Source organism: Afifella aestuarii (assembly GCF_004023665.1).
Lineage (GTDB): Bacteria > Pseudomonadota > Alphaproteobacteria > Rhizobiales > Afifellaceae > Afifella > Afifella aestuarii.
This window is the reverse complement of sequence record NZ_SAUF01000005.1, coordinates 809,349-835,548: the sequence shown is the minus strand read 5'-3', so window position 1 is coordinate 835,548 and position 26,200 is coordinate 809,349. Positions and strand designations below refer to the sequence as shown.

The following is a 26,200-nucleotide window of genomic DNA, read 5'->3' as shown; positions in this document are numbered from 1 at the left end:
GCGATGAGCGACGCGACATTCGACGACGTCTTGCGAATCGCTTCGCCCGAGGCGGACAGCCAGGCCGAACACGGGCCGGTCCGCATCGAGGAGGTGGCGCGCCTCGCCCAGGTCTCTCCGATCACCGTGTCGCGTGCTCTGCGTCGGCCGCAGATGGTGTCCGCGGTGCGCCGCGAACGCATCATGAAGGCGGTCGAGGAGACCGGATATTCCTCAAATCCCCACGCCAAGGCGCTGAAGAGCGGCCGCTCCGACATCGTCGCCGCCTTCGTCTCCAATATCCTGAGCGAGCAGTTCAGCCTCGCCATCGAAGGCCTGTCCGACGTCTTGGAGGCGGCCGGTTTTCAGGTCGCGCTCGGCCGCACCTCCTACTCTTACGGACGAGAGACGACGCTGATCCGTTCGCTCACGGCGATCCGTCCGGCTGCCGTCTTCATCACCGGCGTGATGGAGCTGGAATCGAACCGCACCTTCCTCCGCAACATGGGCATTCCCATCGTCGAGAGCTGGGCGTTGGCACGCGATCCGATCGACATGCTGGTTGGATTCTCAAACGCCGATGGTGCGCGCATGGTGGCGGAGCACTTTGCCGCCAAGGGCTATCGCAAGGTCGCCTTCATTGGCCGCAGCGGCGGGCGTGGCATGCTTCGTCTCAACAGTTTCGCGGAAAGCTGCGAGCGGCTCGGCCTTAAGCTTTGTCGGTGCATCAGCCGCGACACGGTTTCCGGCATTCCCGAGGGGCGTCAGGCCATGCAGGACCTGATCGGCGAAGGCTCCGACGTCGACGCCGTCTTCTGCGCCAGCGATCTTCTCGCGATCGGTGCCCTGCTTGAGGCCCGTGGGAGAGGTCTGGACGTCCCTGGCGACATCGCCATTGCCGGTTTCGGTGATTCGACGCTGGCGGAAGAAATCATGCCCGGCCTGACGACCATCGCCGCGGATACACGGAAGCTCGGCGCGGTGGCCGGGCAGATGCTTCTCGACCGGCTGCAGGAGACGCAGCCGGAGGAAACGCGGGCGCGACATGCGATCCGGAACATCCCGCTGCGTCTGATCGAGCGCGGGTCGACGTAAGGCGCGGGGGCGCGAGACTCTACGTCAGGGATGTTGGTGGAGGTTCGATCCTTCGACGCCGGTGACGATGAGGTCGATGTCGTCCGAGGGGTGTGGTCTTCCCAGAAATTTCGGGCCTGACGATTGGTATCCCACGATTCTGATCATGTTGCCGCCGCCGTCATTCGAGAAGTCGATGGAGCCGCCATTGTTGCTCTCCTGCTGGAGAGAAATCATATTGTTGCTGACATTCTCCCCACGCGTATGGTCGCCGAGCTGAATGCCGACGCTGGTGGGCAACGTTCCCGGATCGTTGTTCATCGCGGATCCGCATATGTAGTTCGACGGGCCCCTGATCAGAATGAGAGGGCCGGGTGAAAATCTGTTGTAATAGGCATTGTCACAAGCAAACTGGTTCATGGATGCGCCCGTGCCCACCAGGACGGGCGGTCCGAAACTGCCTTCGAAATTGGATGAGGTGAACGTCGACCCCCATCCTTCGACATGCAGCGCGTTGCGGACCCTGTTTGTTGCCGTCGATCTGTGCCAGGCGTGAAATCCCTTGGCGCGGACGTTGGTATGTCTGCCGAGATACATTCCGGCATAGGTGTCGTGGGCGCCCTGTCCGGCATCGACGATGATGACATTGTCGAAGTTGGAATCGTGCGGGCCGTTATTGAATATGCCGGTAGCGTTCACGGTATAGACGAGAAGGTTGTTCACGTAAGATTCCATCGGGCCGCGCGTGGCATTACCTCCTTCTGTGTGCCAGCCATTGCGTCCGCACTCAGTCAATTCGACTTGATCAACTGTAAATCGATATCCGTAGGTGCCGAGGCAATCGACATGGCTGTGCGACAGGTTTCCTTTGATCGTGATGTCTTTCAACGCCCAATCAAAGATCCCGGCTGAAGCCCTTGTTTTGAAGAGTGAATAAGCATTCGACGGGCCGTAAACGATGGCGTCGGCCGAATTGCACGAGCTGCCGTCCAATATTGTGACGTTTCGGCCGGCGCCCGTTATGTGGATTTTCGATCTGAGGATCAGGCCGCAGATCGAATAGGTGCCGGGCGGTATGTAAAGTGTGCCGCCGCCCTGTGACGACAGGGCCTCGATCGCATTCTGCGCCGCGGACGTGTTCTGCGCCTGGGTGCCACTGGTCGATGCGCCGAAATCGGTCAGCGTCACGAACTGACCGACGTTTGCCTGTGCCCGGCCGGTCGGCGCTCCCGTTCTGATCTGTCCGGGTGAGGACGTGTCGAAAGGAATGACGTCGGCGGCTCTCGCGGCGGACATAAAGCCTGTGCAAACAAGAAGAATTGCACCGAGATATCTGCGGGTGTTGTGCATTTTGATCCGTCCATGGCGAGCTCGCCATCCCGATCGGGGGAGGGCGTCATCTCCGAGGTGAGCGTTCCCCGAGTTTTCTAGGAGCTGACCGGCTTTGCTGTCAGCGGCCGCAAATCGGCGGAAGACGTCACGGTCTTCAGGAATGGCGGCGGCGCCCATCTCGCTTTTGCCGCGCCTCGCTTTCGTTTCGCGAATTGCGCTAGTCTTCTATCCCCGCCTTCGAGCATGGCAAACTCGCATGAACATCACGCTGAAGCAGGTGCGCTATTTCATAGCTGTCGCCAGCGGCCAGTCGGTGTCGCTTGCAGCGCGCGATCTGCACATCTCGCAATCGGCGATCACCGTCGCATTGAAGCAGCTGGAGCAGGAAGTGGGGGCGGCGCTCTTCCTGCGCACCCCGCGGGGCATGGTGCTGACCCAGGAGGGTCACCAATTCCTGCGCCACTCGGAGCGCATCATGGCGGTCGTGGCCGATGCCGGGCGCGCGCTCAAGGTTCGCGAGCCAACCGGCGGCGGAACCTTGACGATCGGCGTGACGGCGCTCGTCGCAGGCTATTATCTCGCCGACCTTCTGGCGCGCTATCAGCGCGTTTATCCGGAGGTCGACGTCAAGGTCGTGGAAGACCAGCAGCGCTTCCTTGAGCATCTCTTGATCGGCGGCGAAATCGATGTCGGCCTTCTCATCTCCTCGGCGCTTGCAAATCGGGACGCTCTTGCCAGCGACACCTTGCTGCGTTCGCCCTATCTCGTCTGGCTGCCGGCCAATCATCGGCTGTTGGCGCTCGACGAGCCGTCGCTCAGCGATCTCGCGGACCAGCCGCTGGTGCAGCTCACCACCGACGACATGCACGCGATCACGCAGCGGCATTGGCGCGAGGCCGGCATCAAGCCGCGGACCGTCCTGCGAACGAGTTCGGTGGAGGCGATCCGCTCGCTCGTCGGAACCGGCATCGGCCTCGCAGTTCTCCCCGACATGACCTACCGCCCGTGGTCGCTCGAGGGCGATCGCGTCGAGGTTCGCCCTTTGAAAGAGGTTTTTCCGACGATCGATATCGGCCTCACCTGGCGGAAGGGAAGCCTTCTCCCGGAGCCGGCGCGGGCCTTCATCGAGCTTGCCCGTGAGCAGGCGAAGCTGCGCGCCCGCCAGTCGCGGCCGGGCCGATAAGACCTCGGTCGCACTGCCTGAAAAATAAGCGCGATGAGCATATCGATAGGCCGTTCGATTTTTTTCATAGGCCCGCTTAGTTTTTCATATTTCTCACTGCGAAAGATTTCCGATTAGCTTCCTCTCGCCGATTGCGGCGCGGCTCGAAGAGGGGAGAGCAACGTCATGCGCGAGAAGAGAATCCGCCGGGTGGTGGCAGCAACCACCGCACTTGTTCTGGCCGCAGGTCCGGCCCTTGCCGAACCACTTCAAACGCTCGGTGAGGCAGAGGGCGAGGTCGATATCGTCGCCTGGCCGGGATACATCGAACGTGGCGAAAGCGATGCCGCCTATGACTGGGTGACCGCCTTCGAGAAGGAGACGGGCTGCAAGGTCAACCTGAAGACCGCCGGCACCTCCGATGAAATGGTGGCGCTGATGAACGAGGGCGGCTTCGACCTCGTCACCGCCTCGGGCGATGCCTCGCTTCGTTTGATCGCCGGCGGCCGCGTCCAGGAAATCAACACCGCACTCATTGCCTCCTGGGACAGCCTCGACGATCGGCTGAAGGATGCGCCCTGGCACACCGTCGAGGGCAAGCATTACGGCGTGCCCTATCAATGGGGCCCGAACGTGCTCGCCTACAACACCGATGTGTTCAAGGATTCACCGCCCGATTCCTGGAATGTTGTCTTCGAGGAGCAGGATCTGCCGGACGGCAAAACCAACAAAGGGCGCGTCCAGGCATTCGACGGGCCGATCTATATCGCCGATGCCGCGCTCTATCTGATGAGCACCAAACCCGAACTCGGCATCAAGGACCCGTATGAGCTCAACGAAGACCAGTACAAGGCGGCGCTCGAGCTTCTCCGCGAGCAGCGCAAGCTGGTGAACCGTTACTGGCACGACGCCTTCGTGCAGATCGACGATTTCACCAATGAAGGGGTGGCCGCGTCCAGTTCCTGGCCGTTCCAGGTCAACCTCCTGAAGTCGGAGAACCAGCCGATCGAGAGCGTCATTCCGAAAGAAGGGGCGACGGGCTGGGCCGACACCACGATGATGCATTCCGGAGCCGCACATCCGACCTGCGCCTATAAGTGGCTGGAGCATTCCATCGACAAGAAGGTGCAGGGCGACGTCGCCGCCTGGTTCGGCGCCAATCCGTCCGTTCCCGCGGCCTGCGAGGACAACGAGCTCCTCGGCGACAAAGGTTGCGAAACGAACGGTTTCGGCAAGTTCGACGAGATCCATTTCTGGCGGACGCCCAGGGCCGAGTGCGAGAGCCAGGAGAGCTGCGTCCCCTATTATCGCTGGGTCTCCGATTACATCGCCGTTCTCGGCGGCCGTTGAACGACCCGCATAGCCGGCGCGCCGCTCCGCCTATGAGGCGGCGCGCCAGTCGTCCTCCGTCATTTCGCGCCAGGGATAGAAGATGCAAGCCGAGGTGCGCTTCGATCACGTGACCTACATGTTCGGCTCCGTGATCGCCGTCGACGACGTGACCTTCGACATTGCCGAAGGAGAGTTCTTCACCCTTCTGGGGCCGTCCGGCTCCGGCAAGACGACCTGCCTCAGGATGGTCGCCGGCTTTCAGTATCCGACGTCCGGCCACGTCTACATTCATGGGAAAGACGACACCCGGCTGCCGCCGTTCGAGCGCGACGTCAACACGGTGTTTCAGGACTATGCCCTGTTCCCGCATATGAGCGTCTCCGACAACGTGGCCTATGGGCTGATGGTGCGCGGCGTCGGCAAGAAAGCGCGGCGCAAACAGGCGGAAGAGATGCTCGAACTCGTCCGCCTCGGAGGCTACGGGCACCGCCGCCCGATCGAGCTTTCGGGCGGCCAGCGCCAGCGTGTGGCGCTCGCCCGCGCCCTCATCAACCGTCCGCGTGTTCTTCTTCTCGATGAGCCTCTCGGCGCGCTTGACCAGAAACTGCGCGAAGAGATGCAGGTGGAACTGAAGGAGCTGCAGCGCGAGGTCGGCATCACCTTCGTCTTCGTCACGCACGACCAGACAGAGGCGTTGTCGATGTCGGACCGTCTCGCCGTTTTCAACAAGGGGCGCGTGGAACAGATCGGCACGCCGCAGGAGGTCTATGACCGCCCGCTGACCCGCTTCGTCGCCTCTTTCGTCGGGGCCTCCAATATCGTCGAAGGGCGTCTCGCCGAACGGCTTTTTGGCAGTTCTGAGCCGGTCTCGATCCGACCGGAAAAGATCGTCCTGTCACGCGACGGGGAGGGGATTGCCGCCACCATTCGAGAGGTCAACTTCATCGGGGCCGCCACGCGCTACCGCATCGCCGTCGAAGGTGTGGAAGAGGCCGCACTTCTCGTCACCTCGCCCAATGTACTCACCGGCGACACCGCCTTCGCCGTCGGCACACCAGTCCGCCTCGCCTGGGCGGAGGGCACGACGCAGGCCTTGAAATGACCGACCCGTCCGTCTCTCCAACTGACACATTGACGGCACCCTCCGGCGATGCCGGCGGGTCGCCTGTTGGAATCGGCCGTCGCGTCTCGCGCTGGTTTTATGGCCGGCCGGGCATCTTTCTCCTGCTGCTTCTTCTGCCGCCGCTTCTCTGGCTCGGCATCGTCTATGTCGGCTCGCTGTTTGCTCTTCTGCTCAACTCGTTCTTCGCCATCGACCCGTTCACCGGGATGGTGAAATACGAGCTGACCCTGGCGACCTGGAAGCAGCTCTTCACCCTCGCAAACCTCGACATCATCATGCGCACCGTGACGATGGCGGCCTGCGTGACGGTGGGTGCGGCGATCATCGGTTTTCCGCTGGCGCATTACATGGCGCGCTATGCCGGCCCTCGCATCAAGGGGCTTCTCTATCTCGCGGTGATGCTGCCACTGTGGTCGAGCTATCTCGTCCGCCTCTATGCCTGGAAACTCATTCTGGCCAAGGAAGGCATCATCAGCTGGATCGCGGCCCATACTGGGCTGAGCTGGCTTCTCGATGCCCTCCTGGCGTTGCCGGTGATCGGCGGCCCGAGCCTCTCCGTCAGCTATATCGGCATGTTCCTGGTGTTTCTCTACATCTGGTTGCCGTTCATGATCCTGCCGATCGAGGCGGCTCTGGAACGTGTGCCGCGCACGGTGACGGATGCGTCCGCCGATCTCGGGGCGCGGCCGGGGATGACCTTTCGCAAGGTGATCCTGCCGCTCGCCTTTCCGGGCGTCGTCGCGGGCTCGATCTTCACCTTCTCGCTGACGCTCGGCGACTACATCATCCCGGGCGTCGTCGGCTCGTCGCGGCTCTTCATCGGCCAGGCGGTCTATTTGCATCAGGGAACGGCCGGCAACCTGCCTCTGGCGGCTGCTTTCTCCACCGTGCCCATCGTCATCATGGCGGCCTATCTGATGATCGCCAAGCGTCTGGGGGCTTTCAATGCGCTCTAGACGTCATGCCAGCGCAAGGCCGCGGGCGAGCTTTCTGTTGAAGCTCGGAACGGTCTTTTGCGTCCTGTTCCTGCATGTGCCGATGGCCTTCATCATCCTCTATGCCTTCACGACGGAGGACAAATCCTATGTGTTTCCCCCGCCGGGCCTGACGCTCAAATGGTTCGCCGTCGCCTGGGGGCGGCAGGATGTGTGGGATGCGCTGACGCTGTCCGTGCAGGTCGCCCTGACCGCGACGGTGATGGCGCTCATCCTGGGGACCCTCGCGGCGGCCGCGGTCAGTCGGGCTCGATTTTTCGGTCGCGAGGCGGTGAGCCTTCTCGTCATTTTGCCGATTGCTCTGCCGGGTGTCGTCACGGGTATCGCCTTGCGCTCCGCTTTCGGCCTCGCCGACATACCCTTCTCGTTCTGGACGATCGTTGTCGGCCACGCGACCTTCTGCGTCGTCGTTGTCTACAACAACGCCGTCGCCCGCCTGCGGCGCACCTCAGGCAACCTCATCGAAGTGTCGATGGACCTTGGCGCCAATGGCTTTCAGACGTTCCGTTATGTCGTTCTGCCGAACCTCGCGACGGCGCTTCTTGCTGGCGGCATGCTCGCCTTCGCGCTGTCCTTCGACGAGGTCATCGTCACCACCTTCACCGCGGGCCAGCAGACGACTTTGCCGATTTGGATGCTGTCGGAGCTGGTGCGTCCGCGTCAGCGCCCCGTCACCAATGTCGTCGCCGTTTTCGTCATTGCCGTCACCTTCATTCCGATCCTGACCGCTTACTGGGCGACACGTTCGAGCGCCTTTGCGGAAGGGGGAGGCAAGTGAATTTCCATTCCAAGGGAGGAGTGAGACCATGAAGTTACCGCCGAGACTGCCTGCGAAACTTCTCATTGGAGGGGAGTTCGTTACCGGTGCGGGCGCCGATGAGACGATCCTCAACCCGGCCACGGGCGAGGCGATCTGTGTCATCCCGGAAGCCTCCTCCGAACAGGTCGACACGGCGGTCGCCGCCGCCGAGGAAGCTTTTCCGGCCTGGGCTCGTACGACGCCGGCCGAGCGCTCTGCTTTCCTTTTGGAACTGGCGAACCGGATCGAGAAGGAGGCGGAGGCGATTGCGAGCCTTGAAAGCCTCAATTGCGGCAAGCCCTATGCTTCGGCACTTGCTGACGAAGTGCCGGCGATCGTCGATTGCTTCCGCTTTTTTGCCGGTGCGGCACGCTGCCTGCCGGGTATGGCGGCCGGCGAATACCTGCCGGGATATACTAGTATGATCCGTCGCGATCCCGTCGGCGTCGTGGGCTCGATCGCGCCCTGGAACTATCCTTTGATGATGGCGGCCTGGAAGCTCGCCCCGGCGCTTGCCGCGGGCAACACCGCCGTCCTGAAGCCATCGGAGCAGACGCCCCTGACGACGTTGTTCCTCGCCGAACTCGTCGCCGATCTCTTTCCGAAAGGTGTCCTCAACATCGTCACCGGACGAGGCGAGACGGTGGGGGCACCGCTCGTCGAACATCCGCGGGTGCGGATGGTGTCTTTGACGGGCGATGTGGCGACCGGGCAGAAGGTGCTGCAGGCGGCAAGCCGTGCCATGAAGCGCACACATCTGGAACTCGGCGGCAAGGCGCCGGTCATCGTCTTCGACGATGCCGATCTCGAAGCGGTGATCGAAGGCATACGAACCTTCGGCTATTTCAACGCCGGCCAGGATTGCACGGCGGCCTGCCGCGTCTATGCCGGTCCGAAGATCCATGACCGGCTCGTGGCCGATCTCGCCGATGCGGTTTCGACGCTCAAATTCGGTGCTCCGGAGGAAGAGGGCGTCGAGATCGGCCCACTGATCTCCGAAAGGCAGCGCTCACGTGTCGCGAGCTTCGTCGAAAGGGCGTTGTCGCATGGGCACATGGAGGCGGTCACGGGCGGCAGCGCGGCCGAAGGGCCAGGGTTCTTCTACAGGCCGACGGTGATCGCCGGCGCCTTGCAGAAGGACGAGATCGTGCAGCGCGAGGTCTTTGGTCCCGTCGTTTCCGTGACGCGCTTTTCCGAGGTCGACGAGGCGGTCGCCTGGGCCAACGACAGCGAATATGGTCTCGCATCATCCGTCTGGACGAAGGATGTCGGCCGCGCCATGGCCGCGGCCGCGCAGCTGCAATACGGCTGCACCTGGATCAACACGCATTTCATGCTGTGCAATGAAATGCCCCATGGCGGCATGAAGAGCTCCGGTTACGGCAAGGATATGAGCCTTTATGCGCTCGAGGATTACACCGTCGTGCGCCACGTCATGGCGAAGTGGTAGGCATCTCGGCGACCGGTAGGGCAGGTGTCGCTTCGCGCGGCGTCTGTCCTCGCGGGAGGACGAATCGGCCTCCGCGCCTTTGATTTCCCCTCTCTTTCGGGGAGCGTCTTCTGCTCGATGGTGAGCCGGACGGCGCGCTCCAAACGCGTACAAGGGTCCAATTGCTCGGGCGGATCGGCATCCGCCGTGCGAGCGCTGCCAGGAATCCTCAGTCGGATCTGCAAAGCCGAGGCGCCGATGGTGTCCAGCGGCTTGTCGTGGTGTGGCCTGGCCGGATCGTGTTGTCGAGCCGGCCCTGTAGCCGTCCGTCTGCACTCATCGCATGCCGGCAATCCGGCACGGACACCGTTTCTCGGGGCCCAAACTCCTTCGCGTCCAGACCTTCGTAGACAAAGCCCTGCGACGGGTGGCCTGCGACCTCTTGACAGTTTTCTCGACATCGTTTCATATTTCAATATCGAGTTTCGAATAATAAAACAACTCAGAGGGACGCGGATGAGACGAATGATCGCGCTGGCGGGTGCGTGCCTGCTGATGCTCAGCACGGCGCATGCGCAGGAATTCACGCTGAAGTTCGGCCACGCAGCATCGTCCAAGCACCTGTTTCAGACGGGGCTGGAAGACTTTGCCGCGCGGGTTGCGGAAAAGACCGAAGGGCGCGTCAAGGTCGAGGTTTATGGCGACCGTCAACTCGGTGACGACAAGCAGCTTCTGGAAGGTCTGCAGATCGGCACGATCGACGGCGCGCTCGTTTCCTCCCCGACGCTGCCGCTCGTGATCGGCGCGACCGCGTTCGATGCGCTTCAGCTGCCTTTCGTCGTCTCGTCCTATGAGGAGCTTGCCTCGGTCCTGGAATCGCCGGTGGGGCAGGAGCTTCTCGATTCTCTCGAGGCGAAGCAGATCAAAGGCCTCGGCTACATCGAGGCCGGTCAGCGTCATTTCCTGTCTCGCGAGAAACAGGTCGCGACGCTTGCCGATTTCGCCGGCCAGAAGACGCGCATCGTCCCGATTCCGTTGCACAAGGCGACATGGGAGGCGATCGGCGTCAACACGGTCGGTATGGCGTATGGCGAGGTGTACTCAGCTCTGGAGACCGGCACGATCGACGCCGTCGAGATCAACCTTTCCTCCGTTCGCACCGAGAGCCTCTACGAGGCGGCGAAGCACGTCACGCTCACCGGACATTACTTTTGGCCGGGCGTCATCATGGTCTCGAACATCACCTGGTCGCGCCTACCTGATGACGTCAAAGAGGCCATGATCGAGGCCGGTCACGAGGCGACGGAAGCCGCTTACACGCGTGCGGCCGAGCAGGAAGACGAGACGACGGCGTTGCTCAAAGAGAACGGCGTGACGATCGGAAAGCTCGAGGATCTCGACGCGATGCGGGCGAAGACGAAACCCGTCGTCGAGGAATGGCTCGGCAAGGATCCGCTTATCCAGAAATTCTATGACGCAGTCGAGGCGGAGCGCTGAGATGACGAAGGCGAACGTTTATACCTGGACGGAACTGCCGCGCGAGGACGTGCGCAAGGGCGTCACCCGCACAGCCTTTCGAGGCGACAACGCCTTGATGGTGATGAACTGGCTGGAGCCAGGAATGGAGGTGAAGCCCCATTCGCATCCCTTCGAGCAGCTCGCCTACATTCTTTCCGGGCGTGTGCGCTTCACCATTGGCGATGACGTGGTGGAAGTCGGTGCGGGGCAGGTCGTCCGCATTCCGCCGGACGTCCTCCATTGCGGTGAGCCGGTGGGCGAGGAAGTGGCGGTCAACCTCGATGTCTTCGCGCCCGTTCGCGACGATTACCGGCATCTGACGGCCTATCAGGAAGGCGATTTCGACCCCGCCGACTGAGGCAGAAGCCCTCTCGATTTTGACGACGGCCGTCCGGTACCCGCCGGGCGAACAGGGAAGCTCACCCTCGAAGCGTCAGCAAGCGGTTCAAGAAACCATGGCTATCAGCACGTTCCACAGGCTTTTCCAGACGGTGATGAAGGCGCTGCTCGTCCTTCTGATCGGCGTTCTCCTCGCCGTGATGACGCTGCAGATCGTCATGCGTTACAGCTTCAGCGCCTCGCTGATCTGGGCGGAGGAGGTCTGTCGCTATCTCCTGATCTGGGTGTCGCTGATTGCCGGCATCTTCTCCTATGAGAAGGGCGAGATCGCAGCCATGACGCTGCTGCGGGATGCTCTGCCGAGGCGGATTGGCCTGGGGCTCGCCATCTTCTGCAACCTTGCCGCCGCCATCCTGTGCCTGGCGCTCGTCTATTACGGCTGGCGCTATGCGGAGATGGTCGGCTCGCAGCCGATCCCGGCATTGCGTTTCCTGTTCGAGGACACGTTCGGCTGGCCGCAGAGCTACGTCCCGACGGTCTTCTGGGTCTATTTTTCTCTGCCACTCGGCATGGCCTTCATGGCCGTGCGCCTCCTCGTCGACATCGTGCACTACGTCCGCCTGATAGCGAGCGGCGGCAGCGTCGGCGATCTCCGTCCGATCGGTCCCGAAGGGGTCGCCGAATGACCCTCTATCTCGCGGCCTTCTTTTTCTTTCTCATCATCGGCGTACCGATCGCCTTCTCTCTGGGGCTCGCGTCGCTCGCCTATCTGGTGCTGACCGGCAATGTCATGCTGCTCATGGCCTTCCCGCAGAAGATGCTCGCCGGCATCGACAATTTCGTTCTGTTGACGATCCCGTTCTTCATTCTGGCGGGCAATCTGATGAACGCCGCGAACTTGACGCAGGAGATCGTCCGCTTCTCTCAGATTCTCGTCGGTCGGGTGCGGGGAGGGCTGGCGGCCGTGAATGTGGTCGCCTCGATGATGTTCTCAGGCGTTTCGGGCGCGGCGACGGCCGAGGCGGCCGCGCTCGGCTCCGTCATGATCCCGGCTATGCGCCGTGATGGCTATCCCCCGGCCTATGCCGCCGCACTGACGGCGACGGGCTCGCTTCTCGGGCCGCTCGTGCCGCCCTCGCTGTCGCTCATTCTTTACGGCGTTCTGACCGGAACCTCGATCGCCGACCTCTTCCTGGCCGGTATCGTGCCCGCCTTTCTGCTCTGCGCTCTTCTCGTCGGCTACGCGCTCATCAAGGCGCAACGCGAGGGACATCCTCTGCCGACGCCGGTACCGGCCGATGAACGCCGCGGCATCATCGCTCGGGCCCTGCCGGCGCTCTTTTTGCCGGTCATCATCGTCGGCGGCATCAGGAGCGGTGTCTTTACCCCGACCGAGACGGCCGCCGTCGCCGCCGTCTACGCGCTTATCGTCGGCATGGTCTTTTATCGGACGCTGTCGCCGCGACGTGTTGCGGAATGCTTTTATGAGACGGCGACGATGTCGGCCGGCGTCATGCTCGTCGTCGCCATGGCCTCGATGACCTCCTTTATCCTCGGTATCGAGAATATCCCGCAAGCCATTGCACAGGCAATGTTATCTCTGACAGAATCGCCGGCACTTCTCATCATCCTTTTGAACGTCGTCCTGCTCGTTCTGGGCTTCTTTCTGGAGCCGCTGGCCGCGCTCGTTCTCGCCATGCCGATCCTCAACCAGATCACCCCGATGCTCGGGCTCGATCCGGTGCAATTCGGCGTCATGATCGTCTTCAACCTGATGATCGGCATGATCACGCCGCCGGTCGGGCTCTGCCTCTTCATCGTCAGCGTTATCGGACGGGAGCCGCTCGACAGGGTGAGCCGTGCGGCCCTTCCCATGATCGGCATCTGCGTCTTCGTGCTCGCCCTTATCGCCACCGTGCCGCAGCTCTCGCTGATGCTGCCCGCCATGTTCGGAGACTGAGAAATGGGCGAACAGCTCGACAAGACCTCAAACCAGTCGACCCAGGTCGCCTTTCGCATCATCGAGGAGATGGCGCCGCTAGGCGAGGGCATTCGCCTCACCGATCTCGCCCGCCGGCTCGGAATGCCGAAGCCGCGCATCTATCGCTTCCTGCAGACGCTGATGAGCATCGGCTATGTCGACCAGGACCCGGAGACGGAGAGATACCGGCTGACGCTGAAGCTCTTCCATCTCGGTCAGGCGATCGCCGATGGCACGCAGCTCCTGACCGTGGCGCGACCGGTGATGATCCGCTTGCGCGATTCCTTGCATCTGACGACGACGCTTTCGCTGCTCGAAGACGACGGCATGCGCGTCATCGACATCGTGCGCGTGGAGACGCCGGTGCAGATCGTGACGAAGCCGGGTGCGCTCATGGATTTTCACGCGTCTGCTCAAGGCAAGCTCGCGCTCGCCTTCGGCAAGCCGGAACTTTGGGCGCAGGTGCGCGCGCGTCCGCTTGTCCGCCTGACGGAAGAAACCAACACCGACATCAAGCGCCTCGAGGCGGAGGTCGCCGAGGTCCGCCGGCGCGGCTGGGCAGCAGCACCCGGTGAATCCCTGCCGGGCGTCAACGCCGTGTCGGCGCCGATCTGCGACGTCTCCAACGCCATGATCGGCTCGCTCAACATCGTCGGTTCGGTTCAAACGATCCTGCCGGATCCCGACCCTTCACAGATCGACGCCGTGCGCGAAGCCGCCCGCTCGATCTCCATCAATCTCGGTTGCACGGAGTATTTTGGATGACGCGATTTTCGCTGGCGATCGACATCGGCGGCACGTTCACCGATGCGGTCCTGCTTGCCTCCGACGGACGAAGCTTCGTCGATAAGACGCTGACAACGCATGGAGATCTTCTGGAAGGGTTCTTTCGAGGCGTGGACCTCGTTTGTGGCCGCGCCGGTGTCGGCCCGAAGGACATCGACGATGTCGTGGTGCATGCGACGACCGTCGTCACCAACGCGCTGATCGAGCGCAAGGGGCCGCCAGTCGGTCTCGTTCTCACCGAGGGCTTTCGCGACATCCTCTATATCCGCGAAGAGCACCGCTATGACATGTACGATCCGCAGATCGAGTTCGCCGAGCCGCTGATCCCGTCGGAGCGGACCTTCACGCTCAACGAGCGTGTCTTCGCCGACGGCACGGTGGAGAAGGCGGTCGATGCGGATGAGGTTCGCAAGACCATCGCCGAATGCCGCAAGGCGGGCATCGTTTCCGTCGCCGTCTGCCTCCTCAATGCCTACCGCAATGGCGAGAACGAAGAAGCGGTGCGAAAGATTTTTGCCGCAGAGGCGCCGGAGATCTACGTCTCGGTGTCCAGCGAGATCGCCCCGCAGATGCGCGAATATCTGCGCGCCTCGACAGTTGCCATCAATGCCTACACGGTGCCGATCACGCGTCCTTATCTGACCGCGCTCATCGAGGAGCTCGACACGCGCGGCTTCTCCCAGCAGCCGCTGATCATGCTGTCGAACGGGGGTGTCATCGGGGCCGAGCGGGCAGGGCGCTTCCCCGTACGGATGATCGAGTCCGGCCCGGCTGCCGGCGCGCTCGTCGCCTGCTACTTCTCGCGTCTCTTCGGCATTCCGGACCTCATCTCCTTCGACATGGGCGGCACGACTGCGAAGGCCTGCCTCATCCAGGGCCACGAGCCGCTCGTCACCGGCACCTTCGAGGTCGATCGGCGCTACCGCTTCAAGCCAGGCTCCGGCATGCCGATCACGGTGCCGTCGATCGACATGATCGAGATCGGCGCCGGCGGTGGCTCGATCGCCTCCATCGATGCGCTGGGGCTCCTCAAGACCGGCCCGGAGAGCGCCGGCTCCATCCCGGGCCCGGTCTCATATGGTCGTGGCGGCGAGAACCCTTGCGTCACCGACGCCGACGTCGTCCTCGGCATCATCGATCCGGATCGCTTCCTTGGGGGCGACATGAAGCTCGATGCTGCCGGCGCCCGCAAGGCGCTTGGCGCGCTCGGCGAGAAGCTCGGCCTCTCCGCCGAGAAAGCTGCCTGGGGCGTTTTCGAAGTCGTCTGTGAGCAGATGGCGGCGGCGACCCGCACGCACGCCACCGATCGTGGCATCGATTATCGCGGCCTGCCGCTTCTCGCTTTCGGCGGCGCCGGTCCGGTCCATGCCTGTATGGTCGCCGAACTCGTCGACGGCGAGAAGATCATCTACCCGCCCCTTGCGAGCGTGCTTTCCGCTTTCGGCACGCTCGTCACGCCGGCGCAAATCGATCTCGTGAAAAGCCTCGTCTCTCTCCTCGACGCGCTCGACTGGGAGGCGGTCGACGCGACGCTTCAGGCGATGGTCGATGAGAGCCGCGAAGCTCTGAAAGAGGCCGGCATCCGCGAGGAAGACCTCAACTTCACCTTTTCCGTCGACATGCGTTACCTCGGCCAGCAGTCCGAGCTCAGGATCGATCTGCCGGGCGATCCGCGCGCCGCGCGGGATACCGCCGCCATCCGCGATCTCTTCGAGACGGAATACGAGGCCCAGTATGGCCTCAAGCTCGACGACATCGCCATTGAGGTCGTCAACTGGCGCGTGACCGGCAGCGGCCTGAAGCCGGAACGCAAGACCGCGACCGCCGGCACCGGCTCATACGCCGAGGCCGTTCCGACCCGTACCGTCTGGCTCCATGGCGAGCCTCGCGATGTGCCGATCTATCAGCGCCGACAGCTCACTCGGGAAGACGAAGTCGTCGGCCCCGCGATCATCGAAGAACGGGAAACCACGATCTTCATCCTCGAGGGCTGGACCCTCGGCGTGCACGAGACCGGCAGCCTGGTTGCCGAGAAGAAGAAGGACAGCGACTGATGGACGGCGTCGAACTGCAAATCCTCTGGAGCAATCTCATCGGGATCGTTTCCGAGCAGGCGCGCGCGCTCCAGCGCATCGCCTTCAGCCCGATCGTGCGCGAGGCGGGCGATCTCGCCAATGGCCTCTTCGACGAGAAGGCACGCATGGTCGCCCAGGCGGTGACCGGAACGCCGGGCCACATCAATTCGCTCGCGGCGGCGGCCCGCAATCTTCTGAGCGAGATCGACGTCGACAGCCTCAAGCCGGGCGACGTCCTCATCACCAACGATCCGTGGATGTCGGCCGGCCACTTCTTCGACATTACCGTGCTGTCGCCGATCTTCCGCGGCGACCGGATCATCGCCTATGCCGGCTCCACCATCCACCACACGGATATCGGCGGCTACGGCATCGGCTCCGGCGCGCGCGACATCCACGAGGAGGGGCTGTGGATCCCAGTCATGAAGCTCTACGAGGCCGGCAAGCCGAACGAGACGCTCTTCCAGATGATCAAGCGCAACGTCCGCACGCCAGATGCGCTTCTCGGCGATCTCGGGGCGCAGGTTTCGAGCGGCATGATCGCGTCTGAACGCCTCAACGCGCTCTGCGACCGCTACGGCCTCGACGACATCTCCGACCTCTCGGAAGAAATCATCTCCCGTTCTGAGACGGCGATGCGCGAGGCGATCCGCAAGCTTCCGGGCGGCACCTATCACGGCGCTTCGAGTTTCGACGTGCCGGGGGGGCAGACGGTCGAGCTGAAGACCGCCGTCACGGTCGACGCCGAGGCGGGCGAGATCACCATCGATTTTGCCGGCTCTTCGAGGCCCGCATCATCGGGCATCAACGTCGTGCCGGCCTATACGCATGCCTACGCGACCTTCGCGGTGCGCTCCACGCTCAATCCGGACCTGCCGAACAACGCCGGCAGCCTGGCGCCGATCAAGCTCGCGCTGCCGGAGGAATGCATCGTCAATGCGCGCTATCCCTCGCCGGTGAATGCCCGCCACGTCGTCGGCATGTATGTGCCGTTCCCGATCTTGAAGGCGCTCTCCGAAGTCGCTCCCGACCGGGTGGTGGCGGAAGGCTCCGGCGCCGTCTGGACCGTGCAGATCCAGGGCCGCGATGCGAACGGGCGGCCCTTCATCAGCTCCATGTTCAATTACTCTGGCGGCATGGGCGCGCGTGCGACGAAGCCTGGTCTCTCGGCCATTTGCTATCCGACGGGCGTCGCGGCGGTGCCGGTCGAGGTGTTGGAAGCCTCCTATCCGATCGCCTTCACCTGCAAGGAACTGGAACGTGGCACGGGCGGCAAGGGCGCCCAGCCGGGTGGCGACGGCCAGCGCATCGGCTATCGCATGCGCACCAAGACGCCGTGGCTCCTCAACACCATTCCGAGCCGACTGAAGTCTGCGCCGGAAGGCCTGAAGGGCGGCAGCGACGGTTCGCCCGGCCGCTTCGAGATCAACGGCAAATCGGTTCTCGACACGCGCAAGATGGAGATGCAGCCGGACGACGAGGTCTTCATGGTGACGCCCGGTGGCGGCGGCTTCGGAGCCTGAGCGCCGTGATGAAGGTCAATGCGGACTTCGCCACCCGTCTGAAGGACGGCGAGCGGCTCGTCGGCACTTTCGTCAAGACGCCGAGCCCGGCGGTGATCGAGATTCTCGGCTCGGTCGGGCTCGACTTCCTGGTGCTCGATGCCGAACACGCCGCGCTCGGGCGCGAGGCGATCGACCTCTGTCTGCTGGCGGCGCGGGCCGCCCGCATTCCGGTGGTCGTGCGCGTGCCGGTCGCGAGCCTCGAATGGACGATGACCGTGCTCGATTGCGGCGCTGCCGGCGTGATGGCGCCGCATGTGCACTCGCCGGAGGAGGCGACGGCGATCGCGGCCGCGATGCGTTTCGGGCAGGACGGACGCGGCTTCTCGCCGTCGACGCCAGCGGCCGGCTATGGGCAGCGCAGCGTCGCCGAACATTTTGAGCTTTCGGCCAGGGAGAGCGTGCTCATCTGCCAGATCGAGGATCCGGACGGCGCTGCTGCAGCCGCCGAGATTGCTGCCGTTCCAGGCGTCGACGGTCTCTTCGTCGGCCCGGTCGATCTCGGCATTGCCTCTGGTCTGGAGGCGGGATCGGATGAGCTTCGCGCGCTCTGTCGGAAGATCGTTGCGGTTGCCATCGGGGATGGGGCGCGCACGGGCATGTTTGTCGGCCGCGCCAAAGAGATCCCGGACTGGGAGGGAGCGGGTGCGAGCTTCTTCCTTGTCAAGACCGACCAGGGGTTTCTGAGGGCCGGTGCCGCCGCGGCGCTCGCGATCGATTGAGAGCTGGCATCTTTGCCGAACAGACGTCTCGAATGAGGGCATGACAATGAATGTTGCGATCGTCGGCTGGGGCCACACGGCTTTCGGAAAATCCGAGCTGTCCTTCGAAGGGCTCGTCCGGGCTGCGGTCTCGGAGGCACTCGCTGATGCGGGCATCGGCGGCGAGGACGTCGACGCGACCTTTCTCGGCCATTTCAACGCCGGCATGGTGGCGGACGGGTTTGCATCCTCCATGGTGCTCGGGGCGGGCGAGGGCATGCGCTTCAAGCCCGCGACGCGGCTCGAAAATGCCTGCGCCTCGGGCTCGGCCGCGATTTATGCGGCAATCGACGCGATCGAGGCCGGGCGGATCGATGTCGCTCTCGTCGCCGGGGCGGAGAAGATGACCCATCTGCCGGGTGCACAAGTGACCGCCTCCCTCGGCGCGGCGAGCTACCAGAAGGAGGAGGCGGGCGTCTCCTTCCCGGAGATTTTCGCCCGCTTCGCCCGTGCCTATCGCGAGCGTTTCGGCGACCCGAGCGAGGCAATGGCGCGGATTGCGGTGAAGAACCATGCAAACGCTGTCGACAATCCGCTGGCTCAGCTCAGGAAGCCGCTCGACTTCGCCTTTTGCAGCGAGGTTTCCGAAAAGAACCCGATGATCGCGGAGCCGCTGAAGAAGACGGATTGCTCGCTCGTCTCCGACGGCGCGGCGGCGATCGTCGTCTGCCGTGCCGACCGCGCCGGCGAGTTCAAGAAGGCCGTCAGCTTCCGCGCCCGCGTGCAGGTGAACGACTATCTACCGCTTTCAGCCAAGGATCTGACGCGGCTCGAAGGGCCGGCCGAAGCGTTTCGGCAGGCTTATGCGGCCGCCGCAGTCTCCGTCGACGACATCTCCTTCGCGGAGGTGCATGACTGCTTCACCATAGCCGAGCTGATGACGATGGAGGCGATGGGGCTGGCGCGCCCCGGCGAGGCGGGTGCCCTCGTTACGGACGGCGTCACGCACAAGGACGGCAGGCTGCCGATCAACCGTTCGGGCGGCCTGAAGGCCAAGGGCCATCCCGTTGGCGCGACGGGCGTTTCCATGCACGTCATGGCCGCCCGTCAGCTCACTGGGGAAGCGGCGGACATGCAGCTCGCCGATCCGAAACTCGGCCTCTGCTTCAACATGGGTGGAGGCGCCGTTGCCAGTTACGTTTCGATCCTCGAGCCTTTGGAGGTCTGACCCATGAACCTCGCGGACTGGCTTCTTCGCACGGCGCGGCGCATGCCCGAAGCACCGGCGCTTTTGCGTGGTGATGAACTTGTGGCGACCTACGGAGAGTTTGCCGAACGGGCCGCACGGCTCGGGCGCGCGCTCAAAGAGGTGCATGGCGTTTCACCGGGAGACCGGGTCGCGATCTTCATGGCCAATTCGACCGAGTATCTGGAGATCATGTATGGGGTATGGTGGGCCGGCGCGGCCGCCGTGCCGATCAACCACAAGCTCCATCCGCGCGAGGCGGCCTACATCGTCAAGGATTCAGGAGCGGGTCTCGTCTTCATTTCTGAGGGAGACGAGGTGCTGGCGCAGCGGCTCGATGAGGGCGTGCGTCTGGTCACGGCGCCTGGCGCGGCGTACCAGGAGCTCCTTGCCGCCGAACCGCTTGCCGCGCCACATGCGATGTCGTCGGATGCGCTCGCCTGGCTTTTCTACACCTCCGGCACGACCGGCAATCCGAAAGGCGTCATGCTCTCGGTCGCCAATCTGCAGGCGATGAGCTTTGCCTATTTTGTCGATGTCGACGAGGTGCACACCGAGGATGCCGCGCTCTATGCCGCGCCGATGTCGCATGGGGCGGGGCTCTACAACTTCATGTACGTTCTCCGCGGTGCCCGCCATGTCGTTCCAAAATCAGGTGGATTTGATGCGACGGAAATCGTTTCGCTAGCCGGTTCGGTCGGCAGTCTGTCCTTGTTCGCCGCGCCGACCATGGTCCGCCGTCTCGTCCAGCACGCGAAGACGACCGGCTATGACGGCGAGGGGATCCGGACCATCGTCTATGGTGGCGGGCCGATGTACGTCGCCGATATCGAAGAGGCGGTTTCCCTTTTCGGACCGCGCTTCGTGCAGATCTACGGTCAGGGCGAAAGCCCGATGACGATCACGGCCCTCTCTCGCGATCTCGTGGCCGACAGGAGCCATCCGCGCTGGAACGAACGCCTCGGCTCCGTCGGCACCGCGCAATCCTGCGTCGATGTGCGGGTGGCGGACGGCGATGGTCATACGCTCGCCCCTGGCGAGAGCGGTGAGATTTTGGTTCGCGGTCCGAGCGTCATGGCCGGCTACTGGCAAAACGAGAAGGCGAGTGCGGAAACTCTGCGCGACGGCTGGCTCTGGACTGGCGATGTCGGTGTGATGGATGAGGACGGTTTCCTGACGCTGATGGATCGCTCCAAAGACGTCATCATCTCCGGCGGCACCAACATCTATCCGCGCGAGGTCGAAGAGGTGCTCTTGCGGCATCCCGCCGTTCAGGAAGTGTCTGTCGTCGGCCGGCCGAGCCCCGAATGGGGTGAGGACGTCGTCGCCTTCGTCGTCGCGCCGGAGAACACGCCGAATGTCGAAGAACTCGATGCGCTCTGCCGCGAGGAAATCGCCCGCTTCAAGCGCCCGAAGGACTATGTCTTTCTGGATGAGCTTCCGAAGAACAATTACGGCAAGGTGCTCAAAATCGAACTTCGCAGGTTGCTCAGCCAAGCATAAGCGAATCGGGCGGGGCCGCGAACGCGGGGCGTTTGGCTCCACCTGACCGAAGTCCGAAGGATGCGTGTCTGAGCGATCGCGGGCGTGGCGCGCCGGCTTGTTTGAGCCTGCGCAACCGGGACGGAATGTGGCGTGCACCCGGCTTGACACTCCGACACCATCCAGCCTTTATCTCTGTCGATGGTTTCCAGCGAAACGAAGACTTCGCTGGGTGAAAAGGGAATACGGTGCGGTGTAGCCAGTAGGCGCCAAATCCGTGACTGCCCCCGCAATTGTGAGCGGAGAGCGACCCCGAACGATGCCACTGGGCGTGCGACGGAGACCGTCTAACGCCTGGGAAGGCTCGGGGAAGCAGAGACCCGCAAGTCAAGAGACCTGCCGTCATCATGCAACCAGACCCGGCGGGGATGTCGGGGGAAGGATCGAGATGACAATCTTGTCGTCGACGACAATGCGCGAGTCTCTTTTCGGGCAATCCATTCCGCCTGCCCCCGCGGTTCTCTCTCGGAACCAGGATAGCAGACACAATGCACCGAAACGCCGCGATCGGCCTTGCAGCACTGGCCAGTCTTTCGCTCATCGACGCCGCGCATGCGAACGAAACCAGCTACCCGCTGAGCATCGACAATTGTGGACAAACCATCACGTTCGAGGCTGCGCCTGAGCGCGATGTCTCGGTCGGCCAGTCTGCGACTGAGATTCTCTACTCGCTCGGCCTTGGCGACAAGGTCGTCGGGACCTCAGTCTGGTTCAGCGATGTGCTGCCGGAGTTTGCCGAACTCAACAGCGGCATCGATCGGCTCGCGGACAACGACCCAAGTTTCGAAAGCGTCGTTGCCAAGAAGCCGGACCTCGTTGCGGTTTCCTATGAGTGGCATATCGGGCCGCAGGGAATTGTCGGGACCCGCGAGCAGTTCCATGACGTCGGCATCCCGACCTACATCCTTCCGACCGATTGCGTGAAAGACAATTCCGCTGGCGTCGATGGCACCAGGCTCGAGATGTACAGCACCGACGCCCTCTATCGTGCGATCCGCGAACTTGCGGAGATCCACGACGTCACGGCGGAGGGCGAGGCACTCATCAGCGATCTTGCGGAGCGCGAAGCCGTTGCCGTGGAGAAAGCGAAAGAGGCGAAGGCGGACGACGTTTCCGCGGTCTTCTGGTTTTCGTCTGCCGAAATGGACGTCGATCCCTATGTCGCCGGGCGCAAGGGCGTTCCGGGCTGGATGATGGAAAAGCTCGGCGTTCGCAACGTCGTGCAAAGCGACGAGGAATGGCCGACCGTTGGCTGGGAGACGATCGCCAAGGCCAATCCCGACATCATCGTCGTCGCCGAGATGACCCGCCGCCGCTTTCCTGCCGACGACGTCGAAAAGAAGCTCGAATTCCTCAAGACGGATCCGGTCGCCAAGGAAATGGACGCCGTCAAGGCGGGGCGGATTCTTGTCATGGATGCCCATTCCATGGATCCCTCCATCCGCAACATCTCGGCACTCGAGATGCTCGCCGATGAACTTCCCAAGCTGAAATAGCAGAGCCCGGACATGGCCATTCAACGACCCGGCCGCTGGCCGGGTTTTCTGACATCGCTGTCGTCGAAACTCGCAATTCTGGGGGCCGCTCTGATCCTCGGGGCTGCGATCGGAGAGACACGCATCCCGTTGGAAACGGTCGGGCAGGTGCTTGCCATGAAGGTGTTCGGGGGAAGCTATCCTGTCGATCCGATCGACCAGGGCATCGTCTGGAATTACCGCTTCAGCCGGGCAATCGTCGCGGCCTGCTGTGGCGCAGGCTTGGCCGTGTCGGGGCTGGTGCTTCAGACCCTGCTGCGCAATGTGCTCGCTGACCCTTACATTTTGGGGATCTCTGCCGGCGCATCGACCGGAGCTGTGGCTGTTACCATCGCCGGCATCGGCGGCGGTCTCGTGTCGCTCTCGGCCGGCGCTTTCGTCGGCGCCCTCGTGGCGTTTGCGCTCGTCATCGCTTTGGCGCGGGCCGCCGGTGGCTTTGCGGGAACATCGACCGGTCAGGTGATCCTTGCCGGCGTGGCCGGGGCCCAGCTTTTCAATGCCCTGACCTCGCTGATCATCGCGCACTCGGCCAATGCCGAACAGGCGCGCGGCATCATCTTCTGGCTGCTCGGCAATCTGTCCGGTGTGCGCTGGCCTGATGTATGGCTCGCCGCACCCGTCGCGATCCTGGTGCTTGTCATCATCACGGCCCATGCGCGGGCGCTCGACGCGTTCGCCTTCGGATCGGATGCGGCTGCCTCTCTGGGCATCAACGTGCTGAAGACGCAGGCGATCCTGATCGGGGCGGCCGCTCTGGTGACGGCCGTTATGGTCAGCATCGTGGGTGCAATCGGCTTCGTCGGACTGGTTGTCCCGCATGCGGCAAGGCTTCTGGTCGGTCCGCGCCATGGTCGGCTCATCCCGATGACGGCGATCACCGGCGCCGTTTTTCTCATCTTCGCCGACATCGTGTCGCGAATCATCATTCCGGGCCAGGTTCTGCCGATCGGTGTCGTGACGGCGCTCGTCGGTGCGCCGGCCTTCGCGCTGATCCTGGTGCGCGGTCGCGGAGGGGCGCGATGACGCTGACGGCGCATGCTCTCGGCTGGTCCGCCGGCCGCACTCCGATCGTGTCGGACATCGATCTGACGATCGAGCCTGGCGAGCTTTTCGGTCTTGTCGGACCGAACGGCTCCGGCAAGTCGACATTGTTGTTGCTGCTCTCGGGATTGCGGAAACCATCCCGCGGCCAGGTGATGGTCGGTGATGTCGATATTCAAAAAATCACGCGGTGCGAGGTCGCGCGGCGGATCGCTATCGTCGCCCAACAACTCGATACCTCCGACCGGCTTACCGTCCGCGAGACGGTCGAGCTCGGGCGCACGCCATGGCTGGGACCTCTTACTCCCTTCAGCGCGGACGACGATGAAATCGTGGAGACGGCGCTCGCCGAAACCGGCATTGCGCATCTCGCCGAGCGTCGATGGCAGACGCTTTCAGGCGGCGAACGCCAGCGCGCCCATATTGCCCGCGCTCTGGCCCAAAAGGCCGACATCCTGATCCTGGATGAACCCACGAACCATCTCGATATCCACCACCAGCTTTCGATTCTCGCGCTTGTCCGGCGCCTGCCGATCACGGTGGTCGTGGCTCTGCACGATCTTAATCAGGCGATGGTGTGCGACCGGCTGGGGTTGATGGCGAAAGGGCAGCTGGAGGCAGTGGGCACCCCCAAAGACATCCTGACCGCCACTCGGATCGAACGGGTTTTCGACGTCTGCTCGCGCTCAATCGGCGACCCGGCGAACGGCGAGTCCATCCTGCGCTTTGCGCTATCACAAGAAAATAACCCTGTAGGAGTTTGATCATGAAGGGGGTTCTGGTTCTGGCGCTAGTGCTTGTGAGCGGCTTCGCGCATGCCGAGACCTTCGAGGTGAAGATGCTGAGCCGGGGAGAGAAGGGCGCGATGATTTATGAGCCGGATTTCCTGCGCGTGGCGCCGGGCGATACGATCCGTTTCCTTGCGACGACACCGGGTCATAACGCCCGGACCATCGCCGGGCTGGCGCCCGAAGGTGCGGAGGAAATCAAGACGCCTCTCGGCGAAACGGCGGATGTGGTGGCTGAGACGCCGGGCATCTATGGCCTCAAATGCAGCCCTCACTACGCCATGGGCATGGTGATGATGATCGCCGTCGGAGAAGAGGCGGATCCAGCGACGGTCGTTCTTCCAGACGGCCTGCCCAGGCGGGCGCGGCAAAGGCTGGAAGAGATCCTCACCGAAAATCGCAAGTGAGGGCCTCCCCGATTCCGGCTGCGCGCCAAGCTGTCGCGGCAAAGCATCGTTGATCTGAGCGAGGGGATCATTCCTCAATCCTTGAACGTTTTCTTCAATTGCTGCGACCTGAGATCGTCCATGGTGCCTGCGAAACTTGTCACTCTCAGTTTCTTCCGTTACCCGCGCAGGCAAGCGTGGGGCGCTTTTCTGCGCATGGGATTTCCGGGGGTGATCGACCGCCCGACGCAGCGTTCCGGTCAATTGCGCCTGCTGGGCTGTGGAAGTGGCAGCGGCTTTTCCATTCTCCCGGACTTCACGCGCTACTGTCTCATGGGCGTTCCGGAGCGGCAGGAGGATTTGGCGGGGCTGCGCCAGACCAGACTTTACCGCAGCGTTGCGGGGCCAAGCATCGAGCAGCTTCATTTCACCGTCCGTCCGGCGCGCGGCCATGGCAGCTGGGACGGCGAGCCGCTCTTCGATTATTCGGGACACGACGTCGGCGGGCATCCTTTTGCGGTTCTGACCCTGGCGAGCGTCGCTGCGAAGCGGGTCCGGTCCTTCTGGCGACAGGTGCCTGAGGTCGACCGCTCGCTCAGCGAGGCGGAGGGGTGCCTCTGGCATGTCGGTTTTGGCTCCCATCCCTTGTTGCAGCTCGCGACCTTCAGCATCTGGGAAAACATGGATGCGATGCGTGCCTTCGCCTATCGTGACGGGCAGCATCCGACGGCGATCCGGAAAGCGCGCGGCGAAGACTGGCTGCCGGAATCGCTTTTCGCGCGCTTCGAGATCGAGGCGATCGAGGGCGATGTCGATCGATATCCGGGGCTCGCCGCCCTTGTCGCTTCAGATCGTCTCCGACAGCCGCAATCGCTCTCTATCGCGTCCTAGGCATCGCCTCCGACAGGCGTCGCGCAGGCCATGCCGCCATCCACGCCTTTGCAAGTGGTCGCGCTGGCCCATCTATCGTGTCGAAGCAAACGGCTTCGCAGTGCTCGATAAGACGGCGGAGCCCAGGCAAAGGAGCAATCGACAATGGCAACCACGAAACACGGATCAGCTGTCTGGAAGGGCGGGATCAAGGACGGAAGCGGCACGATCTCAACGGAGACCGGAGCGCTTGACGCGCATCCTTATGGCTTTGCGAGCCGCTTTGAGAGCGGCAAGGGCAGCAACCCCGAGGAGCTTATCGCAGCCGCACATGCCGCCTGCTTTTCGATGGCACTTTCGCTGATGTTGACCCAGGAAGGGATGGCGCCGGAAGAGCTCGACACCTCCGCGGCCGTGACCATCGAGCAGCAGGGCGAGGGGTTCACCATCACCTCCAGCCGCCTGACGCTGAAAGCCAAAGTGCCCGGCATCGACGAAGCGAAATTCCAGGAGATCGCCGGCAAGGCCAAAGAAGGCTGCCCGGTCTCCAAGCTCTTGAATGCCGAGGTGACACTCGAGGCAAGCCTCGTCGGCTGACCCGGGAG

General features: G+C 63.2%; 24 protein-coding genes and 1 riboswitch. Of the genes, 23 read left to right on the top strand and 1 reads right to left on the bottom strand.

The features are described from left to right. Positions 1–3 precede the first annotated feature (3 nt). A complete protein-coding gene (locus EO094_RS18015) occupies positions 4–1,074 on the top strand; it encodes a LacI family DNA-binding transcriptional regulator (protein ID WP_128294227.1) in 1,071 nt (356 codons plus the stop codon). Positions 1,075–1,098: 24 nt separating this feature from the next. Here the strand turns inward: EO094_RS18015 and EO094_RS18010 are convergent, their stop codons facing one another. After that, entirely contained in the window at positions 1,099–2,562 is a 1,464-nt protein-coding gene (locus EO094_RS18010; RefSeq protein WP_128294226.1) for a glycosyl hydrolase family 28-related protein, read from the bottom strand. Between the two features lie 79 nt (positions 2,563–2,641). Here EO094_RS18010 and EO094_RS18005 point away from each other — a divergent pair, with 79 nt between their 5' ends. From EO094_RS18005 to EO094_RS17900, 22 genes are all read left to right on the top strand, one after another. Continuing rightward, entirely contained in the window at positions 2,642–3,568 is a 927-nt protein-coding gene (locus EO094_RS18005; protein ID WP_128294225.1) for a LysR family transcriptional regulator, read from the top strand. 180 nt (positions 3,569–3,748) lie between these two features. Then, entirely contained in the window at positions 3,749–4,897 is a 1,149-nt protein-coding gene (locus EO094_RS18000) for an ABC transporter substrate-binding protein (protein ID WP_246008611.1), read from the top strand. A gap of 82 nt (positions 4,898–4,979) precedes the next feature. Further along, complete coding sequence (locus tag EO094_RS17995; protein WP_128294223.1) at positions 4,980–5,981, top strand: ABC transporter ATP-binding protein; 1,002 nt, start codon at positions 4,980–4,982, stop codon at positions 5,979–5,981. Beyond that, a complete protein-coding gene (locus tag EO094_RS17990) occupies positions 5,978–6,958 on the top strand; it encodes an ABC transporter permease (protein WP_128294222.1) in 981 nt (326 codons plus the stop codon). Before EO094_RS17995 ends, EO094_RS17990 begins: the two co-directional genes overlap by 4 nt. Then, positions 6,948–7,775, top strand: coding sequence for an ABC transporter permease subunit (locus tag EO094_RS17985; RefSeq protein WP_128294221.1), 828 nt, complete (start codon positions 6,948–6,950; stop codon positions 7,773–7,775). Before EO094_RS17990 ends, EO094_RS17985 begins: the two co-directional genes overlap by 11 nt. A 46-nt stretch (positions 7,776–7,821) precedes the next feature. Further along, positions 7,822–9,246: a gamma-aminobutyraldehyde dehydrogenase gene (locus EO094_RS17980; RefSeq protein WP_205649972.1), complete on the top strand. Its 1,425-nt coding sequence runs from the start codon at positions 7,822–7,824 to the stop codon at positions 9,244–9,246. Positions 9,247–9,741: 495 nt separating this feature from the next. After that, the gene (locus tag EO094_RS17975; RefSeq protein ID WP_164879720.1) at positions 9,742–10,722 is read left to right on the top strand and encodes a TRAP transporter substrate-binding protein; all 981 of its coding nucleotides are present in this window, start codon (positions 9,742–9,744) and stop codon (positions 10,720–10,722) included. 1 nt (position 10,723) lies between these two features. Then, complete coding sequence (locus EO094_RS17970; RefSeq protein WP_128294218.1) at positions 10,724–11,101, top strand: cupin domain-containing protein; 378 nt, start codon at positions 10,724–10,726, stop codon at positions 11,099–11,101. 97 nt (positions 11,102–11,198) lie between these two features. Beyond that, a complete protein-coding gene (locus EO094_RS17965; protein WP_128294217.1) occupies positions 11,199–11,768 on the top strand; it encodes a TRAP transporter small permease in 570 nt (189 codons plus the stop codon). Beyond that, a complete protein-coding gene (locus EO094_RS17960) occupies positions 11,765–13,042 on the top strand; it encodes a TRAP transporter large permease (RefSeq protein WP_128294216.1) in 1,278 nt (425 codons plus the stop codon). Before EO094_RS17965 ends, EO094_RS17960 begins: the two co-directional genes overlap by 4 nt. A gap of 3 nt (positions 13,043–13,045) precedes the next feature. Then, positions 13,046–13,828 carry an IclR family transcriptional regulator gene (locus EO094_RS17955; protein WP_128294215.1) on the top strand — a complete coding sequence of 261 codons (783 nt, stop codon included), beginning with the start codon at positions 13,046–13,048 and terminating at the stop codon, positions 13,826–13,828. Beyond that, positions 13,825–15,903: a hydantoinase/oxoprolinase family protein gene (locus EO094_RS17950; protein WP_128294214.1), complete on the top strand. Its 2,079-nt coding sequence runs from the start codon at positions 13,825–13,827 to the stop codon at positions 15,901–15,903. Before EO094_RS17955 ends, EO094_RS17950 begins: the two co-directional genes overlap by 4 nt. After that, positions 15,903–17,447, top strand: a complete 1,545-nt coding sequence (locus EO094_RS17945; RefSeq protein ID WP_128294213.1) for a hydantoinase B/oxoprolinase family protein — start codon at positions 15,903–15,905, stop codon at positions 17,445–17,447. The genes EO094_RS17950 and EO094_RS17945 overlap by 1 nt, the downstream gene beginning before the upstream one ends. Positions 17,448–17,455: 8 nt before the next feature. Beyond that, positions 17,456–18,208, top strand: a complete 753-nt coding sequence (locus tag EO094_RS17940; protein ID WP_128294212.1) for an HpcH/HpaI aldolase family protein — start codon at positions 17,456–17,458, stop codon at positions 18,206–18,208. A 46-nt stretch (positions 18,209–18,254) separates the two neighbouring features. Beyond that, a complete protein-coding gene (locus EO094_RS17935) occupies positions 18,255–19,415 on the top strand; it encodes a thiolase domain-containing protein (RefSeq protein ID WP_128294347.1) in 1,161 nt (386 codons plus the stop codon). A 3-nt stretch (positions 19,416–19,418) separates the two neighbouring features. After that, positions 19,419–20,936, top strand: a complete 1,518-nt coding sequence (locus tag EO094_RS17930; protein ID WP_128294211.1) for a class I adenylate-forming enzyme family protein — start codon at positions 19,419–19,421, stop codon at positions 20,934–20,936. Between the two features lie 164 nt (positions 20,937–21,100). After that, positions 21,101–21,333, top strand: a riboswitch (cobalamin riboswitch). A gap of 130 nt (positions 21,334–21,463) precedes the next feature. Then, positions 21,464–22,471, top strand: a complete 1,008-nt coding sequence (locus EO094_RS17925; protein ID WP_128294210.1) for an ABC transporter substrate-binding protein — start codon at positions 21,464–21,466, stop codon at positions 22,469–22,471. A 12-nt stretch (positions 22,472–22,483) separates the two neighbouring features. Next, positions 22,484–23,533: a FecCD family ABC transporter permease gene (locus EO094_RS17920; protein WP_128294209.1), complete on the top strand. Its 1,050-nt coding sequence runs from the start codon at positions 22,484–22,486 to the stop codon at positions 23,531–23,533. Next, complete coding sequence (locus EO094_RS17915; protein WP_128294208.1) at positions 23,530–24,315, top strand: ABC transporter ATP-binding protein; 786 nt, start codon at positions 23,530–23,532, stop codon at positions 24,313–24,315. The genes EO094_RS17920 and EO094_RS17915 overlap by 4 nt, the downstream gene beginning before the upstream one ends. A gap of 2 nt (positions 24,316–24,317) precedes the next feature. After that, positions 24,318–24,746, top strand: coding sequence for a pseudoazurin (locus EO094_RS17910; protein WP_128294207.1), 429 nt, complete (start codon positions 24,318–24,320; stop codon positions 24,744–24,746). 195 nt (positions 24,747–24,941) lie between these two features. Next, positions 24,942–25,616 (top strand): aminodeoxychorismate lyase, encoded by a 675-nt coding sequence (locus EO094_RS17905; RefSeq protein WP_128294206.1) that lies wholly within the window; start codon positions 24,942–24,944, stop codon positions 25,614–25,616. A gap of 144 nt (positions 25,617–25,760) precedes the next feature. After that, complete coding sequence (locus EO094_RS17900) at positions 25,761–26,192, top strand: OsmC family protein (RefSeq protein ID WP_128294205.1); 432 nt, start codon at positions 25,761–25,763, stop codon at positions 26,190–26,192. Positions 26,193–26,200: the final 8 nt, after the last annotated feature.

What these genes read in the sequence shown, in the direction of transcription:
- EO094_RS17925 (WP_128294210.1), top strand. Translation starts at nt 21,464, where the DNA reads ATGCACCGAAACGCCGCGATCGGCCTTGCAGCACTGGCCAGTCTTTCG.
- EO094_RS17915 (WP_128294208.1), top strand. Translation starts at nt 23,530, where the DNA reads ATGACGCTGACGGCGCATGCTCTCGGCTGGTCCGCCGGCCGCACTCCG.
- EO094_RS17920 (WP_128294209.1), top strand. Translation starts at nt 22,484, where the DNA reads ATGGCCATTCAACGACCCGGCCGCTGGCCGGGTTTTCTGACATCGCTG.
- EO094_RS17950 (WP_128294214.1), top strand. Translation starts at nt 13,825, where the DNA reads ATGACGCGATTTTCGCTGGCGATCGACATCGGCGGCACGTTCACCGAT.
- EO094_RS17965 (WP_128294217.1), top strand. Translation starts at nt 11,199, where the DNA reads ATGGCTATCAGCACGTTCCACAGGCTTTTCCAGACGGTGATGAAGGCG.
- EO094_RS17910 (WP_128294207.1), top strand. Translation starts at nt 24,318, where the DNA reads ATGAAGGGGGTTCTGGTTCTGGCGCTAGTGCTTGTGAGCGGCTTCGCG.
- EO094_RS17955 (WP_128294215.1), top strand. Translation starts at nt 13,046, where the DNA reads ATGGGCGAACAGCTCGACAAGACCTCAAACCAGTCGACCCAGGTCGCC.
- EO094_RS17905 (WP_128294206.1), top strand. Translation starts at nt 24,942, where the DNA reads ATGGGATTTCCGGGGGTGATCGACCGCCCGACGCAGCGTTCCGGTCAA.
- EO094_RS17985 (WP_128294221.1), top strand. Translation starts at nt 6,948, where the DNA reads ATGCGCTCTAGACGTCATGCCAGCGCAAGGCCGCGGGCGAGCTTTCTG.
- EO094_RS17930 (WP_128294211.1), top strand. Translation starts at nt 19,419, where the DNA reads ATGAACCTCGCGGACTGGCTTCTTCGCACGGCGCGGCGCATGCCCGAA.
- EO094_RS17945 (WP_128294213.1), top strand. Translation starts at nt 15,903, where the DNA reads ATGGACGGCGTCGAACTGCAAATCCTCTGGAGCAATCTCATCGGGATC.
- EO094_RS18005 (WP_128294225.1), top strand. Translation starts at nt 2,642, where the DNA reads ATGAACATCACGCTGAAGCAGGTGCGCTATTTCATAGCTGTCGCCAGC.
- EO094_RS17970 (WP_128294218.1), top strand. Translation starts at nt 10,724, where the DNA reads ATGACGAAGGCGAACGTTTATACCTGGACGGAACTGCCGCGCGAGGAC.
- EO094_RS17940 (WP_128294212.1), top strand. Translation starts at nt 17,456, where the DNA reads ATGAAGGTCAATGCGGACTTCGCCACCCGTCTGAAGGACGGCGAGCGG.
- EO094_RS17900 (WP_128294205.1), top strand. Translation starts at nt 25,761, where the DNA reads ATGGCAACCACGAAACACGGATCAGCTGTCTGGAAGGGCGGGATCAAG.
- EO094_RS17995 (WP_128294223.1), top strand. Translation starts at nt 4,980, where the DNA reads ATGCAAGCCGAGGTGCGCTTCGATCACGTGACCTACATGTTCGGCTCC.
- EO094_RS17990 (WP_128294222.1), top strand. Translation starts at nt 5,978, where the DNA reads ATGACCGACCCGTCCGTCTCTCCAACTGACACATTGACGGCACCCTCC.
- EO094_RS17935 (WP_128294347.1), top strand. Translation starts at nt 18,255, where the DNA reads ATGAATGTTGCGATCGTCGGCTGGGGCCACACGGCTTTCGGAAAATCC.
- EO094_RS18015 (WP_128294227.1), top strand. Translation starts at nt 4, where the DNA reads ATGAGCGACGCGACATTCGACGACGTCTTGCGAATCGCTTCGCCCGAG.
- EO094_RS17960 (WP_128294216.1), top strand. Translation starts at nt 11,765, where the DNA reads ATGACCCTCTATCTCGCGGCCTTCTTTTTCTTTCTCATCATCGGCGTA.
- EO094_RS17975 (WP_164879720.1), top strand. Translation starts at nt 9,742, where the DNA reads ATGAGACGAATGATCGCGCTGGCGGGTGCGTGCCTGCTGATGCTCAGC.
- EO094_RS18010 (WP_128294226.1), bottom strand. Translation starts at nt 2,562, where the DNA reads ATGGGCGCCGCCGCCATTCCTGAAGACCGTGACGTCTTCCGCCGATTT.